Here is a 16265-nt window from a genome sequence, read left to right on the forward strand (position 1 = left end):
CGCCGGGCCGATCCAGGGCCACGCCTCACCAGCAGGCAGGGGCACGCACCACCCATCCACCCACCGATCCGAGAGGACACCCATGTCGCAGGACACGCCGAAGCCCGTCACCCCCAGCCCCGGCTACCCGATCCGCATCCCGAACCCCGAGGTCTGACCGCCCCGCCGGGCCCGTCCCGCACGGGCCCGACGGTGAGAAACCGCCCCAACCCCAACCCGAGAGGACTGATCTACATGAGCAGCAATCTGACGAAGGACCGGGATGACGCCCTGTACCGGGCCGCGATGGCGATCGAGATGAGGGGGGCCCGTGATCATGACGGTCGCCCGCTCGCCGCCGACGAACTGGCTGCTTTCGAGGGCTACCAGACCGTCGCCCGCTCGCACGGTTTCACCGATGCCGACATCCGCCGCTACCAGCGAACCCAGTTGGGCTGATCGCGATGCCGACCTGGATCTTCACCGCCACGTCCCGTACCGGCGCGAAGGTCGACCCGGTCTCCGGCGCCCCGTCCGACTCGATCGCGGTCTACGACGAGGACGACCTGCAGCGGCGCATCGCCGCCGCGAGGACCGACCCGCGCGACCTGATCGTCACCGTCGACCGCCTCGACTGACCGTCGCCCTCGGTCCGCGTCTCGCACGCGGGCCCTGGACATCGATCAGCAACCCCCGCCATCCGTCCCGACCCCGAGTGAGGTCGTCATGCTCCGCACCATCTTCTGGCTGCTCCTCGCGGCCTACTTGATCACGATCGGCCTTTGGCACGGTGCCGCAGCCCCTGTGTCCCTCGCCTTCGCCGGCTTGGCCGTGCTCATCGGCCTGGTCCCCGCCTACGTGTGGGCGCTCGCCGCCGGAGCCATCTGGCTGCGTCACCGCCGGACCGTCGTCATCCAGCCCGCCACCGCCTGACCATCCGAAAGGAGACCGATCATCGTGACCGCCGTGTCCGTCGAGAAGAAGGTCAACGGGACGTCGCTGACCTCCGAGCCGCGGATCGACCATCGCGCGCTCGCCGAGGCGGAGGCGATCCGGACCAAGGCCGCCGCCGAAGCCGACGCCAAGCGCATCAAGGCGCAGGGAGAGGGCGAGGCCGAGAAGATCAAGGCTGTCGAGGAGGCCGAGAGGCAGCGCATTGCGAACGAGCGCGCCCGCATGCGCCTGGAGAAGGAGCAGGCAGACCACAAGGCCGCGCTCGCGAAGAAGGCCGCGGAGACCGCCAAGTCCAACGCGGAGGAGGCGAAGGCGAAGAAGGCCGAGGTCGAAGAGTCCGAGCGCGAGGCCCGGCAGATGGCCGAGCAAGAGCGCTCCGAGCGGACCTGGAAGTGGGGCGCCCGCGGCATCTACGCCGTCGGCCTGATCATCGCCGCGCCGGTGCAGTTCCTCGACTTCTGGGACAAGAAGCGGCCGTTCCTCGTCGCCGCCCCCGCGCTCCTCGAAGGCCTCGCCCTGGTCCTGGCGTGCGGTGCCGCGTGGGCAGTCGCTCACCGTCGGGACGTCATGCCGTACAGGGTCGGCATCATGCTTGGCGCCGCGATCGCCGCGACGATCAACATGCGCGGCGGCATGACCAACCCGGCGATCGGCTTCAACGCCGGTCTGATCGGTGCGATCGCCTCCCTCGGCGGGCCGATCGTCCTGATGGCCTACGAGCACGGCATCGCACAGAAGGCCGACGGGATCCCTTCGTGGCGGGAGAAGCGAGCCGCGGAGAAGAAGGCGGAAGCCGAGGCGGAGGCTCGCGAGAGTGCGCGGGCGGCCAAGGCGGAGGCGGATGCGAAGGCCGCCGCCGAGAAGGCCGCCCGGGAGAAGGCTGCCGAGGAGGAGCAGGCCCGCAAGGACGCCGACCGGCAGGCGAAGCACCCGGACGTGTGGGAGGTCGCCGACGCAGTCCGTTCCGCGCGTGGCTCCCGGTATGTCACCGACCAGATTTGGGCCGAGTGCTGGTACCTCGTGACGGGCTGCAAGACGGTCGGGATCCGCCCCGAAATCGAAGCGCAGTCGCGGGCCGCGCAGGCCCACATGCGCACCGTCACCGACGCCCCGGTTTTGGGCCCTCAGTCGCTGATCAAATCCCAAATGAGCAGCCGACAGAAGAAGGATCCGAACGCCCCCGACGGGCGCCGCAACAACGGCGGCACCCCGCCCGTCCGACGCCCTGGCGACACCCGGCCCTACAGCACTCTCGCGAGGACCCAGGCGTCCATCGCGAAGGCGGCGCAGAACAAGGACGGAGGGGAGTCGTGACGGCCGTCGTCTACGTCCTATCCCACCCGGAATTCCGTGCGGTGAAGATCGGGTTCGCCGCGACGAAATCGAACCGCCTTGAGGAACTCGGGCGGCGCGGGTGGCACCCCTACCGAACCCTCATCGTCGCCACTCCGGAGCTCGCCCGAGAGATGGAGCAGGCCGCGCTCTTCGAGATCAGGTATCGCCGATTCGTGCCGCACTTCCTGACCTCAGCCGAGGTGCGGCACGGGTGGACAGAGACCTTCAGCCTGGGCCTGATCACAGCCCGCGAGGTGTGGGACATCGTCTGCTGGCAAGCCGCGATGACCTACTTCGCTCCGCATGTGACCGGTCCTCCCGATGGCCGCCGCCGAAACGGCGGGACCCCACCCCGCCGCGTCCGCGGCGAAACCCTGCCGTACAGCCGAATGGCCCGAACCCAAGCGCGCCTGGAACGAATCGCCCCCTGGAAGAAGGACTGAGACCCCGCCATGGCCACCCCGCTGACCGACGAGCGCACCCCGCTGGCACTCGTCCCGCCGCCCGCCGAGACACCCGTCTTCAAGGACGAGCCGACCGGACGCCCGACGTGGATCGAGTCCGCCAAGACGGTCGCCGAGACCACCAACCAGATCGCCACCCTGGCCCTGCTGCCGCACACCGTCCGCGGCTACCGGCAGCTCGGCCGCCGGTGGGTCGAGCGCTACCACAACCACTACCCGCAGCTGATCGCCGACGCCGACCAGGCAGTGCGCGACGCAGCCGGTGATCCGAATGTGGCGGGCACCTGGAAGCGCAAGGCCGACGACTACCGCGCCGACTACAGGCAGCACCGCAAGGCCTTCCTGGGCAAGACCGCGGGTGTGGCCGCGGCCGTCGGCGGGGGAGTCGGCTTCGGCGCCGTCACCGGCAGCCTGTGGCTCGACCTGCTCGCCGGCTTCGGCGCCTGGGGGCTCGGCGCGTTCCACGGCCGCGACCGCAGCCAGCCGGGGGCGGAGCCGATGCTGGTTGGGCCGCTCGGCGAGCGCGACTCTGGCCGTGTCCTCGGCGAAGCCGACCTTGTCACCGCCCTGATCAAGGCCGGGATCATCAGCGAGGCTCAGCGCGACGAGACCCGCCTCGTCGGCATCATCCAGCCGTCCGGCCCCGGCTGGGCCGCCACCGTCGAACTGCCCGGCGGCATGAAAGCATCGTCCGCCATCTCCCGCGCAGAGGAACTGGCCTCGGCGCTGCGGGTGAAGAAGTCTCAGGTCGAGATGCACGCCGACTGCTCCGAGGATGGCCACGAGGGACGCTTCGTGCTGTGGGTCGCCAGCGAGGCCAACCCCTACGGCTCCAAGCCGGTTCCCTCGCCGCTGCTCACTGCAGACCGGTTGGACTTCTGGCAGTACGGCGTCCCCCTGGGCACCGACGCCCGCGGAGGTCGACACATCTTGGAGCTGGTGTGGTGCTCCATCCTGCTGGGAGGTCTGCCCGACTACGGGAAGTCCTTCCTGGCCCGGCTGGTGGCGGCCGCTGCCGCTCTCGACCCGTACATGACGGTCCACGTGGCAACCGGGAAGGCGGGCCCGGACTGGGCTGCTACCAAGCAGTTCGCCGTCTCCTACGTTGCTGGCAACACCCCTGCGAAGATTCTCGCCTTCTTGGACCTGCTGAACGAGCTGATCGCCGACATGCAGCAGATCGGCGAGCGCCTGGAGCAGCTCTCTGAGGAGCACCCGGAGCAGTGCCCCGAGGGCAAGCTCACCCCCGAGCTGGCGAAGAAGTGGAAGCGCGGCCTGACCCTGCTGATCGTTGACGAGCTGCAGGAACTCCTGGACGCCGCCGCCATGATGAAGATCAAGACGGATGACGACCCGGAGTCCAAGGACCGCGGACGCAACGGCAAGGACGTCCTCGTCGAGACCATGGCCCGCTTCGTGCGCGTCAGCCGGTACGCGGGCGGCATGGGCCTGTTCATCACCCAGCGGCCGGACGCCACCAGCGTGCCGACCATGCTGCGCGACGTGTGCCGCAAGCGCGCCTGCTTCCGGGTCAAGGGTGCAGCCAGCTCCCGAATGGTGCTCGGCGACGACGCCGTCGCTGCTGGTGCGGCACCGCACATGCTGCTCGATTCGCAGAAGGGCGTCGTCGTCCTCGACCAGGGCGGCGAAGAGGGCCACGTCACCCTGCGGACCGACTTCATGACGATCCCCGAGTTCCGCGAGATCTGCTTGCGCGGACGTCAGCTGCGCATCGACGCCGGCACGCTCACCGGGTTCGCCGCCGACTACGGCAAGGCGGGCATGGAGGCCGCAACGCGCAAGGTGCTGCTGGACGACTGCCTTGCGGTCCTCGAAGCCGACGGGGTCGACCGGGCCCGGACCAGGCGGCTTTTGGAGCTGCTCGGCGCCTCCCGGCCCGACCGCTACCAGGGGCTGACCGAGCCCGATCTGCAGTCCCGGCTCCGGGAGGCCGGCGCAGGCGGCACACGCAAGCTTGGCCCGCTCGACGGCATGGCCAACCCGAACGGCTACACCCGTGAGCAGCTCGCCGAGGCCCTCAGCAAGTAGGTCATACCGCCCGGTCGAGGCCCGGTCAGTGCATGGTCTCGACCGGGTATGACCCGGTATGCAACCCGGTCGGACCGCGCTTCGATGCGGTCGATCGACCGACCGGCCGCACCCTCGACTGGGTCACATACCACCGCAAAAGCGCCGCCTACCGGGTGTCGACCGCCCATCAAACCGCCCAAACCAGGGCAAAGCTCACCACGCACCAGACAGAAACCGAACGGAGTCCCAACGTGGACCAGAAGCTGCACAACCAGATCATCAGCGCCTACGAGCGCACCGTCCAGCCCCACATGGCCCGCGGCGACAACAAGGCGGCAGCCCCCGCGATCCAGGCTCTCGTCAACCGCTACGGAACCAAAGCGGTCGAGGACGCCCTCACCGGCCTGGTCTTCCACTACGAGCTCAAGAACCTCTAACCCCAACTCACCAAGGAGCCACCCATGGCAGGCAAGATCTGGCAGCCCACCCGGCGGGACGCCAAGAACCTCGAACGGTTCATCCGCAAGGGAACCGTCGTCTACACCATCTCCGAGACGGCCAAGAAGTACGTCGCGACGGCCCTATATGAGCCCGAGTACTACGTGCCGCACGAGTTCACTCACCGGGCGCCCTTCACCGGCCACTGGATGACCGGCCATAAGTCCGCGTGGGGGCTGCTGTCCACGGAAGGCGCCGTCTACGAGCTCCAACCGAAAGGCATGTACCGGGTCGGCGACCCGGGCCCGAGCTGCCTCGACGAATTCGACCTGGCGCAGGTTCGCGGCGCGGGCCGCGCCCAGGGCTGGCGCTCCGTCATCTGATCCCACCCACCAGCGATCGAGGAGAACACGTGTCCGACCTGAAGATCACCCACCAGTCCGTGCGCGACTACATCGACGCGAAGAAGCGCGGCGACCGCAAGACCACCGACCGGATCATCGCCGAAGCCTCGGCCCGGTTCGCCACCCGCACCACCGACGGCAGCGAGATGGCCCAGCTCGGCCACGCCTCGATGCACGTCCGCTTCGGCGAAGGAGTCTGAACGCGATGAACGACAAGCAGCAGCTCTTCGAGACCGCAGTCAGGGACGCCGTCGTCGTCCTGACGCTCATGCGGAAGGACGTCTTCGCCGGACCCGAGTTTCTCGCGGCCGACGAGAGCACCGACAAGGCCAAGGCTGCTGGTTGGGCCTTCCACGAGATCGAGGACGAAGCGCGGCAGCGCGCCAGCCAGTAGCTCAGCCGGGGCGCCCCTCGAATGCCTGGAAGCGACCAGGGGCGCCCCTCCACCCACCACGCGCGAACGCGCAGAAGGCAGTGCAGATATGACCACGCTCGCCCCCGTCAAGGCAACCTTGCCGCCCCGCGCCGACGTCGAGGCGCTCGACGTCGACACCCTCGTCCGGCAGCTGGAGGACTACCTCGCAGCCCACGCGCCCGTGCCGGCCCCGGTGTTGCCGCGCACCGCGCACCCGCTCGTCACCAAGACCACCGCCGAACTCGTCGCCGAAGCCACCGGCCACACCCCGATCGCCCCCGCGACCGAGATCGTCCCGCCCGGCCGACTCGTCCGCCTCATTCCGCACGCCCTACTGCGCATCCCCGGTGTGCGACGGCTCCACGGCGGCATCCGCCGCGTCACCGTCGAACAGCACCTCGCCCTCACCGCCCACCTCATCGAACGCGGATGGGCCCGCAACACCTACCGCACCGCCGGTGGGCGCGTCTGCGTGCAAGGCGCCCAACGCCTTCTTTACGCCCTCGGCTATGGCGACGACGACACCGCCAACCAGGCAGCCCACCGCATCCAGGCAGTACTCGCCGCCCGCGGCATCCGCCAGCCCTACCCGGAATGGAACGACGGACCCGACCGCAGCCAGGTCGAAATCCTCAACCTCATCCGCACCGCAGCCGCCTGATCAACTGAAAGGACCACGCATGGGAATCAGCATCAGCCACGGCGTCCCCTCTACCCGGTCCGCCCTCACCATCTCCAACCTCGGCAAGCACCTCGCCCACGCGCTCGCCGGAAGCGAATGGCGAGAGATCAGCCACCTGTTCGACGGCCGCCTATACACCCCCGTACACACGCCGTCCGCGCAAGCAGGACGCATCGGCGACCTCCTCCACAAAGCCGCCAGGCATCGCGCCATGGAGGCCGAATGGGGCGACCTCGCGATCCTCCTCGGCGACGCAGCGCACCGTGCCGCCCGTGCCGGCCAAACCTGGAAATGGAGCTGACCATGCCCGACGTCTGGAACGGCCAGCCGCCCCCTGGGCGCCGCGTTACCCACACCAACATCAACTACCGGCTGTACGACCGCCGCACCGGCAAGCTGCTCAGCTTCAACTCGACGAACAGCATCGACAGCCTCGTCACCGACGTACTTCGCACCCAGGCGGAGCACCCCAACGCCCAGATCACCGCCGTCGAATACGACGGCCCCGCCTACCGATAGGAGAACCCGCGATGACCGACGTGACCATCCGCGACGACGAGAACCCCGAAGGCCGTCCCGCCACCAACGACGAGATCACCAGCCTGCTCGCCGGAATGACCACCGCCGACGGCGCCAGCATCCTCGACATCTTCAACGACACCCGCGACCTCGACTAGCTAGGAGACCCCCATGCCGAAGAGGGAGATATGGCAGGTGACGGCGAAGGTCCGTCACGGCGAGTGCGACGCCACCGCCCGCATCGACTGGTGCCTGGCAGGGGAGACCGCGGACGATGTGCGGAATCAAGCCGCGGCGAAAATCGCCGACGACGGGCACAGTGTCGAGGGCGTGATCAACGTCAGGCCCATCAACGTCAGCCCTATCCCGCCTGACTGATTGTGGCCGACCTCGTCAGCCGGATACGCCAGGGCCCCGACCGTGGTCATCCCCGGCCGGGGCCTTCGTCGTGCGGGCGGGGACTGCGCGGGCCATCCACCGGTTGTCGGTCAGCAGCCGGGGCAGCATCACCGGTACGAACCCGGCGTCGACCAGCTGCGCGAGGCCTTCCGCGCACTCGTCCTCACTGTCCGCCTGCACGCCCACCCGGATCGCCATAACGGCAGTGTGCCCGGCGGGGTGGGGGAGACGGGGCGGAATCCGGGAAGCGGGCTACGGGCGCCACTCCTCGCGGTAGCCGGGCCGGTCCGCATACGGCAGCGCGAGCAGGCGCAGCACGTCGGCCCGCACCACCCACTCGGCACCCAACGACGTAGACGTGCTGCTGGCCTTACTGGCCTCATACCTACGCGTGATGGTCTCGATCATCTGCCGCTTGGCGTCGATCTCCCGCAGCACCCGAGCCGGATCATGCGCGGCGATGAACGCGGCGTCCTTCATTCCCTGCATGTTGCTCGCCGGGCCAGTCGATGCGACAGCTCCAGTGAACGGATGCGGGCCTCCATAGCCCACGAACTCCTCGCCCTGGCGTAGGTCGTACTTCTCGAACGCGTCAGGGCCGAGCCACTGCTTGCCCGGATTGTGCCACCACGGGCCGGGCGTCGCATCCTTCGCGATCCGCTCGTCCTCGTCGAGTTGGGTGCGTAGCCACTCGGGCAGGTCGTCGGTCATGCGTTCTTCTCCTCTCTGCTCACCGGGCGCTCGCGCAGTGCGGCCACCTCAACGCGCAGATCGTGAATCACCCGCACGAACTCCTCCGTCGCGTGCGTCGCCAAATGCTCACGCAGCGCCGCCTCCGTCTGCTCAGCCTCCCGGAGCAGCGCCTGCGTTGCCACGGAGCCGATCGCCTCGCGTAGGTCCCGCGCGGCGGGGTCGGCGGTGACGTGCAACTCGGCGATCCGGTCGAGGCTGGGCGGCGGGACGTCGTGGTGCCAGCCGCATTCGAGCGGGCAGAGATAGCGGGTCGTGCCGGGGACGGGAGTCTTGTTGGTCACGGCGTCCATCCTTCCTGATAGCCGCGCGACCCCTGGTGTTCCCAGGCGAGGAGCCGGAGTTGATGGTCGGCGATCCTGCCCGTCGGGCCGGCCGTGCCCAGGTAGGGGACGATCGTCTCGTCGAGGAAGCGGGCGCGGGTTTCGGCGGAGTGGATGCCGCTGCGGGCCTGATGCGCCGCGTCGGCCGGCTGCAACCCGAGGTCTCTGCCCATGCCCAGGGTGAACGCCTGGGCCATCGACCGCGCGGTGTCGAGTTCGTCGGTGTAGCGGTCGCGCAGGAAGGCGACCATCGCCGACTGGTCCGGGGTCACGCTTCGGGCTCGCTGGCGCGCTTGGCTTCGACTTCGCGGCCGACGGTGGGTTCCCGCTTGCGTTCGGCTCCGACTTTGCGGGCGATGCGGCGGAAGAACTCGTCGGACAGGCCCGTGAGTTTGGCGAGCTCGGCGGGCGTGGAGCCGGCGAGCAGGTCAGCCTCGGCGCGCGTGCGGACTTCCTCCAGCTCGGCCTTGGCGGCTTCGTGGTGGCGCTTGTGGCGGGCGTAGACCCGCTGGTTCTCGTCGCTGGGTTCGTGGTCGGTGGCCATGGGGTCATGTTCGCACAACGCGTTGGCCAACAGGAAGGCCATCCGGGTTGGCGGCATCAAAGAATCACGGAGACCAACATGGTGGCCTCTTGCATGGCCAACAGTTGGCCTCTAGTGTGGAGTCATCACCAAGGACGACAGGCCAGGGGAGACGGAAATGAACGCTCAGCAGCGAGTCATCGAGTCCGAGAAGATCGCCCGCGCATCGCTGCGAGCCCAGAGCGACAAGCTAATCGTCGAGACGTGGATGGCCACCAACGACCAGGCCCCCACTCGCGAGGTCACCATCCTCCGCGGCTGGCTCATGGACGAGCTGGAGCGCCGTATGGACGCCATCGACAAGGCCCGCCGCAACCAGCTCACCTCGCGTTTCGACCGCTGGATGCTCGCCGACTGCAAGGCCGTCGCGAACCCCGGCAGCTACCTGATCTGACCCACCCCGCCCGGCCCTACGCGGCTGGGCTTCACCACCGAACCACCCACGTCGTTTGAACGGAGACCTCCATGTACCGCATCGCTATCGTCCGCAAGGGCCAGCCCGCCGACCGCCGTACCTGCACCACCCTCGGCGAACTGCGGGACATCGTGTGGGAGGTGGTCCGCGCCGAGGGCAGCGTCATCACGGACGCCGACCACGGCCCGCTCATGGAACTGACCGCGAACGCCCGCAACATGGCCGACAACGAAGGGTTCGCCGCGCTGGAGTTCGGGGGTGCCGCCATCACGATCCGGCCCGGACCGGCGCCTACGCCGACGTTCCCCGGCGGCGGATTCTGACCCCGTCGCGCCCTGCTCGACAGCCCGATCCATGACCAGAGGAAGGCCCCCCATGCCCAACCCCGACATCGAGCGCGAGATCACCTACATCGGCGGCCCCTGGGACGGCCGGACCCGATGGGAGCCGAAAGCGTTCTGGCCGCCAGCGAACCAGATGGTCAATGAGGCGGGCGGATTCACCGGCGCCTGGCCCGATGCCTGGCCTGCCGATGAGCCCCGCTACATGCCGGAGATCACTGAGGGCTGCAAGGTGCGCATGATCTGGGCCGCACCCGACGATCCCCACGCGCCTGCTCTCATCCCGCGCCCTGAGTCGATCAAGGACTACGGCGACGACTACGACGGACCCGACGGGGAGTGACCTCCATGACTGCGCAGCTTGCTCAGGACGTCCGCTCCGCTATCACGAGCCACGGACGGTTCACCAAGCACATCCATGACGTGAAGGTCAGCACTCGTAGGAAGTCCCTCGGTATGACCATGAAGCCCGGCGACCCCGGCGTCACCCTGCATGTACCCGCTGACGCCCGCCCCGAGGAAGTAGTCACGCTGCTCGTCAAGAACAGTCACAGGCTCGGCGCGATGCTGGTGAAGGCCCGCGAGTGCGTTCCCGACCATCCGGTCAAGGAACTCGTCAACGGTTCCGGGTTCCTGTGGCTGGGGCGGTCCGCCCGCCTGCGCATTGTCGACAGTGCTATCGCCCCCCTGGAGCGGGTCACCGATGGGCACTGGTGGATGCAACTGCGCCACGACGTAGTCCCGCAGGGCGCGAAACCGTTCATCGACTGGTACACCCGCGAAGGCACCGCCTGGCTCAACCAGGAAGCCGAAGCACCGTACTGGTGGGCGCGCATGGCGCCGGGCCAGCCCATGCCGTCGGTGAGCGTCGCAGACATCGGGCGGAAACGCTGGGGTATCCACGACGGACACACGAACAGCATCCGGATCGCCTGGCAGACCCTCCAACTCTCCGTCCCGATAGTCCGGCACGTACTCATTCACGAACTCACCCACGCCCTGGTTCGGTCGGGCAGCCCGCACGGACCCGAGTTCTGGCGGGCCTTCGAACGGACCCGGATAGGCGCCCAGGAAGAAGCGCGGCGCCTGCACGAGGAAGGCCGCCACGTATGGATGGGCGACGTCGCCCGGAGGGCAGCATCGTGACCACCGGCCGGCCCCTGTCCGCCGTCAAGGCCCAGGCTGTCATCGCCGCCGCCGAGCTGGCGAAGGCCCCCGACTGGCGGGAGACCCGCCACTGGCACGTCGTATCCGCCGGCGCCGTGCTGGTCGTCATCGCCCCGTCCTATGGCGGTGCATCCCGCAGCGGACGCAACGGCTGGCGGTGGTGGCTCGCAGATCTGGCCCCCACCGCCAGCCAGACCGAACCCACCCGCGAGAAAGCCGCCGTCGTCGGACTCGCCGCGTGGCAGCGGTGGGCCACACGCAAGGAGACCCGATGAAGACCACCGCCTGGCCGTTCGGCACCGACGCCGACCGCGACGACCCGCTCACCGAGCTCCGCATCCCCGTCACCGGCGCCCACCCGGCGTGGCGCTACATCGCTACCTTCGACCGCGAGTCCGAAGCCCGCCCCACCGACCTCGAAGCGAGGCAACTCGCCAGCTACATCGAGCAGTACAAGGTCTACTTCTTCGGCGCCGACAGCTGGTACAAGCGCAAGCTGGAAGCACGCCCCCTCGACGTCGACGCCGTTACGAGGATCTTCCACAAGTGGGGTGACGGCGACTGGTCCTACCGGGTCGACACCTGGACATCCGGACCGTTCTGGGTGCCGATGGCACCTCGCAGCCGCGGCGGCCAGTACGACACCGTCAAGGTGGGCCCGCTCACCCTCGTACAGGTCATGGACCGCGACAAGCACATGCACACGGAGTACCCCAGCATGAACTGGGGCGAGTGGAAGGCCGACCACCCGGAGGTGTTCCCGACGTGACCGCCAAGCCCCGTAAGCCGTGGCGCGTGATCCTCGACCATCACGACGAGACCGAGCACACCAGCGAAGCCAAAGCCTTCGACCACGTCCGCACCGCCCTCCGGTCCGGCGCCGACACCGCGAGGGTCATGCAGTGGGAAGGCGGCCGGTGGTGGCACTTCGAAACCGTGCACGCCGACGAGATCCGAGCCGCACAGGCGGGCAACGAAGGAGGAGCCCCGTGAACGACGACAACTACGAGGACTTCGGTGACTACGACGTCCCTGACAACTGCTGCCCCTTCCACTCGGAAGGCGGCTGTGCGGTCGAGGACCACTTCACCGGCCAGGCTGAGGCCTGACCCTTGCATGGCCGAAGCCCCCGCCACGACGGGGCTTTGTCATGAGGTCGACGCCTATAGGGGGCACGTCCGGTGTTTGTCACGATCAGGTGAAACTCACCGGTAAGAGGCAACCCACAGCCACCTTTACAAGTCACACACCTCGCACCCAACAGCAAGACCCTCAAGGGGAACCATGAGCGACCAGCAGCCCTACCCGCCACAGCAGCCCGGATGGGCCGGACCACAGCAGCCCTATGGGACCCCGCCGTTCCAGCCGCAACCACCGAAGAAGAAGCTCGGCGCAGGCAAAATCGCGGGCCTCGGATGCCTCGGCATCATCGGCGTGTTCGTCATCCTCGGAGCCATCGGCGCGGCCGTCGGCGGCAGCAAGACGGACACGAAGACCACCGGCGCCAAGACCAATGCCACGACGGCCAGCAGCAGCCCCACCCCCACCCCGGCGAAGGCCGCCCCCGCGAAGCCGGCACACACCAGCGCCAGCAAGGAGCCGGCCGTAGCAGCGACCACCCACGCACCGAAGAAGCCGTCCACGGCCGAGGCCCGGAAGAAGGCAGCTGCGATCCTGGAGAAGGAGGACCAGGACTTCCGCGACTTCCTCGCCGAGGGCGAGCCGAAGGTCGGTACGCCGCAGTACACCGCCTGGTACGACAAGGCCGTCGTCGGCCTCGACATGCAACAGAACGCGTTCAAGAAGGCCGACGCCTACTTCACTGCGGACAACGAGCCGACGGATCTGTTGGAGGCGTGGCGGTCGGACAACGGGGACGGTAACGCGGCGATCACGCAGTTCGGTTCGGATGGGCTCAGTCCCGACGCCCCTGACGCGGCCACACGCAAGGATGCGGCCGACTGCCTTACGGCGCTGGCGAAGGCGGACAAGGACGCTGAGAAAATCGCCAACGGGAGCTGATACGGCGCCGTCACGTACTGGCCCGCCCTGAAGGATAGGGCGGGCCCTTCTGTGCCATCGATCCGCGGTGTCAATCCTCAGTGCCACAATTGGCTCAGTAGTGCCCCCGCTTCCCGTACCACCGCCGAGGAGCAGCAGCATGCACGACCACACCCCCGACGACGACGGCTACATCTGGCCGGTCTGCGTTACTCCCCGCTGCAACCGCCGCCTCTGGGTCGCCGAAGTCAGCCGATGGGCGTGCCGGCCGTGCGAGGACGTCACGGCGGCCCGCATCGCCGAACTGCCCGCCCTGTTCCGGCAGCTGGACACGACCGCAGCCCTGATGCGCGGCGCCCGGCGATCCGGCGGCGGCAGCTCGGGGAGCAAAACCCCACCCATCCCGCCCCGCCTGGAAGTCCTCGACCTCGTCGGGCCCGGCGGCGTCGCAGCCCGACTGCAGGCGATCGAAGACTCGTGGCGGCAGGCCCTCGGCTGGACGGTCGCCCCCTGGCGCGGCTCCCCGGCCCAAGCCGTGCCGGTTCACGTCGAGTTCCTCGCCAACAACCTCCTGTGGGCGTGCTCGTCCTACGAGGAGGTCGGCCAGGACATCGACGACCTGCGGCGGCTCCACGGCGAGTGCAAGGCCATCGTCGACAACGAGCGGCGGCCCGGCCGCGTCCAGATCGGGGCGTGCCCTGTGCACCTCGAAGACGGCCCGTGCGCGGCGCCGTTGACCGCATCTGCGGCCAGCCACCGCGTCCGATGCGGGGCGTGCGGCAGCCGGTGGGAGACGCTCGGGGAATGGCGGGAACTCCGGGCCGCGCAAGAACGGGTGCTCGCCGAAGTGGCAGGAGTCGCGGCGTGAGCGCGTGCCCGTTCTGCGAGATCGTTGCCGGTCGCGCCCCGGCCGAGGTGTGGATCGAGTGGAAGGATGCCATGGCGATCGTTCCGCTCGGCCCAGTCGTCGCCGGGCATACCCTCGTCATCCCCAAGCAGCACGTCGCGCACTTCTCGGAGGATCCTGGGGTGGCTGCCCTGACGATGCGGCGAGCGGCGGAACTTGCGGCCGAGATGCCGGGGCCGATGAACCTGATCACCTCGCGCGGACGAGAAGCTACGCAATCCGTGTTCCACCTCCATCTCCACCTTGTGCCTCGCGTAGTCGATGACGGCCTCGCGCTCCCTTGGTACAGCGGGCGCAGCGGCAAGAAGGGTGCAGCGTGAGGCTCTGCGACTGTTGCTCTCACATCTGGCGCGACGGCCGCCGAGACGAACGGTCCCCCGTCGCCCGATGGACCTGCCGGAATGGCAACGTCGTCCGCCTCTGCCAGCCCTGCCTCGACGGATGGTTCGACAACGCCGACGACGACCCCGACCTCGAACCCGCCGCATGGGCTTGGCTGACAGGAGCAGCAGCGTGAGCGAGCAGGCCCTTCACCCCTCTTGACATGCGCCACACGAAGAACTTGACATGCACCCAGGAGCGAAGCGATCATCTGCTTAGATCGCACGACTTTCGCGCTAAGGCCACCCCGCCCGGGTGGCCTTCGTCGTATCCGGAGGTGACCATGCCCTCCATTGCGCTCGCCACCGCCGCCGACGTCGCCTACTGGACCGGACGCCCGATCGGCACCATCTGGCGCTGGGCATCCGAAGGACGCATCACCGTCCACGGCCACGGAAAGAACGCCCGATACGACCTCATGGAGATCGACCCCGCCGAACGCGACAGGGAAACCCGAGAGGTCATCACCCCAACCCCGGCCCCACCCATCAAATATCGGCGGCACGCTCACGCCGCCTGAGACCCCTGCGCGCGGTGGTCGCGCAGGACGGGCCTCGCAGCGCTCAGCGCTCGGCCCCACCGTCCGCCCCAGTCCTAGTGGGGGGCTGGGGCGGACGAACAACCCCCAGTCCGGTGCGTCTGCTCAGCGCCCCGAAGTCCCGCCGCCTGGCGCCCCTGCCGGGCGGCGGGACAGCCAACCAGCCAAGGAGACCCGTGCGCCGCCCCATCGTCACCGCCCTATTCGTCGCTGCCTTCCTCGTCGGGCCCGTCGCCTGCACCCACGACAACCCCAGCCCGTCACCCAGCAGCACGACGCCGACCCCCAGCAAACCGCCCACCTCCCCGACGCCGTCCACCAGCGTCACGCCGTCCAGCGCGCCCGTGAGCAACACACCCACACCGATCGTCTCGACCAGCGCGCCGAACCCCACGCCCAGCGCCGCCACGTCGTAGACCTGGGGGTGTCATGCGCCGCATCCTCGCCACCGCCGGACTCCTCGCCGGGCTCCTGCTCGCCGGCCTCACCGCGCCCACCGCGGAAGCCGCCCCGACCTGGAACCTGCGCTTCGAGGACTACTTCAACATCCCCGTCGCGAAGGGCCGGTTCACGGACTGCGATCACAGCCACGACACGCCGAAGGCGTACTGTGGCGGCCTCACCGGCAGCGTGCGGGCGGACTGGTGGGCGTACCCGGCAGGCTGGCCAGACACGGCCACGCAGCGCCACTACCCGGTCGGCGGCTACTACGACCCGGCGACCACCCTGTGGATCTCCGGCGGGCAGCTCCACATCCGCCTGTGGCGCGGCGCCAGCGGCAGCGTCCACTCCGCGACCGTCGTACCCAAGGCGATGATGGGGCAGCGGTACGGGCGGTACGAGGAACGGTGGCGCGTCTCGAAGGCCGAGGTCGGCTACAAGTCGGCGCACCTGCTGTGGCCTGTGACGAACGGTGGCTGCAGCGAAATTGACTTCCCCGAGCTTGAGTGGACCAAGACGATCGCCGCGTTCGCGCACCCCTCCAACTGCGGCCAGCAGATGGGCGTCGACACCGGGAAACGCTGGACGGACTGGCACACCTCGGTGATCGAGTGGACGCGCGGCCGGGTCTCTTTCATCCTCGACGGCCGCACCGTGGGCACCAGCACTGACCACGTGCCGAACACCGCGGCTAGCTGGGACATCCAGAACGAGTCCGCTCTCAACGGCGACCGCGCCGCCCTCAACAGCTCGGCCCAGATGGACATTGAGTACGTCAAGGGCTGGTCCTGGAGCTGA

The 16265-nt window shown here is 68.8% G+C and carries 33 protein-coding genes; 28 read left to right on the forward strand and 5 right to left on the reverse strand.

Annotated elements, in window-relative coordinates; translation table 11 throughout:
• The first annotated feature begins 234 nt into the window (after positions 1-234).
• The 15 genes from OG747_RS36500 (at position 235) to OG747_RS36570 (ending at position 7599) form a co-directional block, all read left to right on the forward strand.
• A complete protein-coding gene (locus OG747_RS36500) occupies positions 235-438 on the forward strand; it encodes a hypothetical protein (RefSeq protein ID WP_405883620.1) in 204 nt (67 codons plus the stop codon).
• A gap of 5 nt (positions 439-443) precedes the next feature.
• On the forward strand, positions 444-617 hold the full coding sequence (locus tag OG747_RS36505) for a hypothetical protein (protein ID WP_405883621.1): 174 nt from the start codon (positions 444-446) through the stop codon (positions 615-617).
• A gap of 88 nt (positions 618-705) precedes the next feature.
• Entirely contained in the window at positions 706-912 is a 207-nt protein-coding gene (locus OG747_RS36510) for a hypothetical protein (RefSeq protein ID WP_405883622.1), read from the forward strand.
• A 24-nt stretch (positions 913-936) separates the two neighbouring features.
• Entirely contained in the window at positions 937-2247 is a 1311-nt protein-coding gene (locus OG747_RS36515) for a hypothetical protein (protein WP_405883623.1), read from the forward strand.
• Entirely contained in the window at positions 2244-2711 is a 468-nt protein-coding gene (locus tag OG747_RS36520) for a hypothetical protein (protein WP_405883624.1), read from the forward strand. The genes OG747_RS36515 and OG747_RS36520 overlap by 4 nt, the downstream gene beginning before the upstream one ends.
• Before the next feature lie 9 nt (positions 2712-2720).
• Positions 2721-4781 carry a hypothetical protein gene (locus tag OG747_RS36525; protein ID WP_405883625.1) on the forward strand — a complete coding sequence of 687 codons (2061 nt, stop codon included), beginning with the start codon at positions 2721-2723 and terminating at the stop codon, positions 4779-4781.
• Between the two features lie 233 nt (positions 4782-5014).
• Positions 5015-5200, forward strand: coding sequence for a hypothetical protein (locus tag OG747_RS36530; RefSeq protein WP_405883626.1), 186 nt, complete (start codon positions 5015-5017; stop codon positions 5198-5200).
• Positions 5201-5224: 24 nt separating this feature from the next.
• The gene (locus OG747_RS36535) at positions 5225-5584 is read left to right on the forward strand and encodes a hypothetical protein (protein WP_405883627.1); all 360 of its coding nucleotides are present in this window, start codon (positions 5225-5227) and stop codon (positions 5582-5584) included.
• A gap of 29 nt (positions 5585-5613) precedes the next feature.
• A complete protein-coding gene (locus OG747_RS36540) occupies positions 5614-5805 on the forward strand; it encodes a hypothetical protein (protein WP_405883628.1) in 192 nt (63 codons plus the stop codon).
• A 5-nt stretch (positions 5806-5810) separates the two neighbouring features.
• A complete protein-coding gene (locus OG747_RS36545; RefSeq protein WP_405883629.1) occupies positions 5811-5999 on the forward strand; it encodes a hypothetical protein in 189 nt (62 codons plus the stop codon).
• Between the two features lie 88 nt (positions 6000-6087).
• Complete coding sequence (locus OG747_RS36550; protein ID WP_405883630.1) at positions 6088-6681, forward strand: hypothetical protein; 594 nt, start codon at positions 6088-6090, stop codon at positions 6679-6681.
• 19 nt (positions 6682-6700) lie between these two features.
• Entirely contained in the window at positions 6701-7003 is a 303-nt protein-coding gene (locus OG747_RS36555) for a hypothetical protein (protein WP_405883631.1), read from the forward strand.
• A gap of 2 nt (positions 7004-7005) precedes the next feature.
• Positions 7006-7221, forward strand: coding sequence for a hypothetical protein (locus tag OG747_RS36560; RefSeq protein ID WP_405883632.1), 216 nt, complete (start codon positions 7006-7008; stop codon positions 7219-7221).
• Between the two features lie 11 nt (positions 7222-7232).
• Entirely contained in the window at positions 7233-7379 is a 147-nt protein-coding gene (locus tag OG747_RS36565) for a hypothetical protein (RefSeq protein ID WP_405883633.1), read from the forward strand.
• 13 nt (positions 7380-7392) lie between these two features.
• Positions 7393-7599: a hypothetical protein gene (locus OG747_RS36570; protein ID WP_405883634.1), complete on the forward strand. Its 207-nt coding sequence runs from the start codon at positions 7393-7395 to the stop codon at positions 7597-7599.
• Positions 7600-7614: 15 nt separating this feature from the next.
• On the opposite strand, the gene OG747_RS36575 is transcribed toward OG747_RS36570, so the two are convergent.
• The 5 genes from OG747_RS36575 to OG747_RS36595 are packed head-to-tail and all read right to left on the reverse strand — an operon-like array spanning position 7615 to position 9237.
• Positions 7615-7818: a hypothetical protein gene (locus OG747_RS36575; protein WP_405883635.1), complete on the reverse strand. Its 204-nt coding sequence runs from the start codon at positions 7816-7818 to the stop codon at positions 7615-7617.
• 54 nt (positions 7819-7872) lie between these two features.
• The gene (locus tag OG747_RS36580; protein ID WP_405883636.1) at positions 7873-8331 is read right to left on the reverse strand and encodes a DUF6221 family protein; all 459 of its coding nucleotides are present in this window, start codon (positions 8329-8331) and stop codon (positions 7873-7875) included.
• Entirely contained in the window at positions 8328-8654 is a 327-nt protein-coding gene (locus OG747_RS36585; RefSeq protein WP_405883637.1) for a hypothetical protein, read from the reverse strand. Before OG747_RS36585 ends, OG747_RS36580 begins: the two co-directional genes overlap by 4 nt.
• Positions 8651-8965 carry a hypothetical protein gene (locus tag OG747_RS36590; protein WP_405883638.1) on the reverse strand — a complete coding sequence of 105 codons (315 nt, stop codon included), beginning with the start codon at positions 8963-8965 and terminating at the stop codon, positions 8651-8653. The genes OG747_RS36585 and OG747_RS36590 overlap by 4 nt, the downstream gene beginning before the upstream one ends.
• A complete protein-coding gene (locus OG747_RS36595) occupies positions 8962-9237 on the reverse strand; it encodes a hypothetical protein (RefSeq protein ID WP_405883639.1) in 276 nt (91 codons plus the stop codon). Before OG747_RS36595 ends, OG747_RS36590 begins: the two co-directional genes overlap by 4 nt.
• A 157-nt stretch (positions 9238-9394) precedes the next feature.
• On the opposite strand from OG747_RS36595, the gene OG747_RS36600 reads away from it, so the two are divergent.
• From OG747_RS36600 to OG747_RS36660, 13 genes are all read left to right on the forward strand, one after another.
• On the forward strand, positions 9395-9670 hold the full coding sequence (locus tag OG747_RS36600) for a hypothetical protein (RefSeq protein ID WP_405883640.1): 276 nt from the start codon (positions 9395-9397) through the stop codon (positions 9668-9670).
• A 71-nt stretch (positions 9671-9741) separates the two neighbouring features.
• Positions 9742-10014: a hypothetical protein gene (locus tag OG747_RS36605; RefSeq protein ID WP_405883641.1), complete on the forward strand. Its 273-nt coding sequence runs from the start codon at positions 9742-9744 to the stop codon at positions 10012-10014.
• A gap of 52 nt (positions 10015-10066) precedes the next feature.
• The gene (locus tag OG747_RS36610; protein WP_405883642.1) at positions 10067-10375 is read left to right on the forward strand and encodes a hypothetical protein; all 309 of its coding nucleotides are present in this window, start codon (positions 10067-10069) and stop codon (positions 10373-10375) included.
• Positions 10376-10380: 5 nt separating this feature from the next.
• Positions 10381-11178 carry a YgjP-like metallopeptidase domain-containing protein gene (locus OG747_RS36615; RefSeq protein ID WP_405883643.1) on the forward strand — a complete coding sequence of 266 codons (798 nt, stop codon included), beginning with the start codon at positions 10381-10383 and terminating at the stop codon, positions 11176-11178.
• Positions 11175-11474 (forward strand): hypothetical protein, encoded by a 300-nt coding sequence (locus OG747_RS36620; RefSeq protein ID WP_405883644.1) that lies wholly within the window; start codon positions 11175-11177, stop codon positions 11472-11474. Before OG747_RS36615 ends, OG747_RS36620 begins: the two co-directional genes overlap by 4 nt.
• Positions 11471-11968: a hypothetical protein gene (locus tag OG747_RS36625; RefSeq protein ID WP_405883645.1), complete on the forward strand. Its 498-nt coding sequence runs from the start codon at positions 11471-11473 to the stop codon at positions 11966-11968. Before OG747_RS36620 ends, OG747_RS36625 begins: the two co-directional genes overlap by 4 nt.
• Entirely contained in the window at positions 11965-12192 is a 228-nt protein-coding gene (locus OG747_RS36630) for a hypothetical protein (protein ID WP_405883646.1), read from the forward strand. Before OG747_RS36625 ends, OG747_RS36630 begins: the two co-directional genes overlap by 4 nt.
• 291 nt (positions 12193-12483) lie before the next feature.
• The gene (locus OG747_RS36635; protein ID WP_405883647.1) at positions 12484-13221 is read left to right on the forward strand and encodes a hypothetical protein; all 738 of its coding nucleotides are present in this window, start codon (positions 12484-12486) and stop codon (positions 13219-13221) included.
• 139 nt (positions 13222-13360) lie between these two features.
• Positions 13361-14068, forward strand: a complete 708-nt coding sequence (locus OG747_RS36640) for a hypothetical protein (RefSeq protein WP_405883648.1) — start codon at positions 13361-13363, stop codon at positions 14066-14068.
• Complete coding sequence (locus OG747_RS36645) at positions 14065-14427, forward strand: HIT family protein (protein ID WP_405883649.1); 363 nt, start codon at positions 14065-14067, stop codon at positions 14425-14427. The genes OG747_RS36640 and OG747_RS36645 overlap by 4 nt, the downstream gene beginning before the upstream one ends.
• A 344-nt stretch (positions 14428-14771) precedes the next feature.
• Complete coding sequence (locus tag OG747_RS36650) at positions 14772-15008, forward strand: DNA-binding protein (RefSeq protein WP_405883650.1); 237 nt, start codon at positions 14772-14774, stop codon at positions 15006-15008.
• A gap of 194 nt (positions 15009-15202) precedes the next feature.
• A complete protein-coding gene (locus OG747_RS36655) occupies positions 15203-15442 on the forward strand; it encodes a hypothetical protein (protein WP_405883651.1) in 240 nt (79 codons plus the stop codon).
• A gap of 13 nt (positions 15443-15455) precedes the next feature.
• The gene (locus OG747_RS36660; RefSeq protein WP_405883652.1) at positions 15456-16265 is read left to right on the forward strand and encodes a glycoside hydrolase family 16 protein; all 810 of its coding nucleotides are present in this window, start codon (positions 15456-15458) and stop codon (positions 16263-16265) included.

Origin of the sequence: Streptomyces sp. NBC_01384 (assembly GCF_045040035.1) — a bacterium.
Taxonomy (GTDB): Bacteria; Actinomycetota; Actinomycetes; order Streptomycetales; family Streptomycetaceae; genus Streptomyces.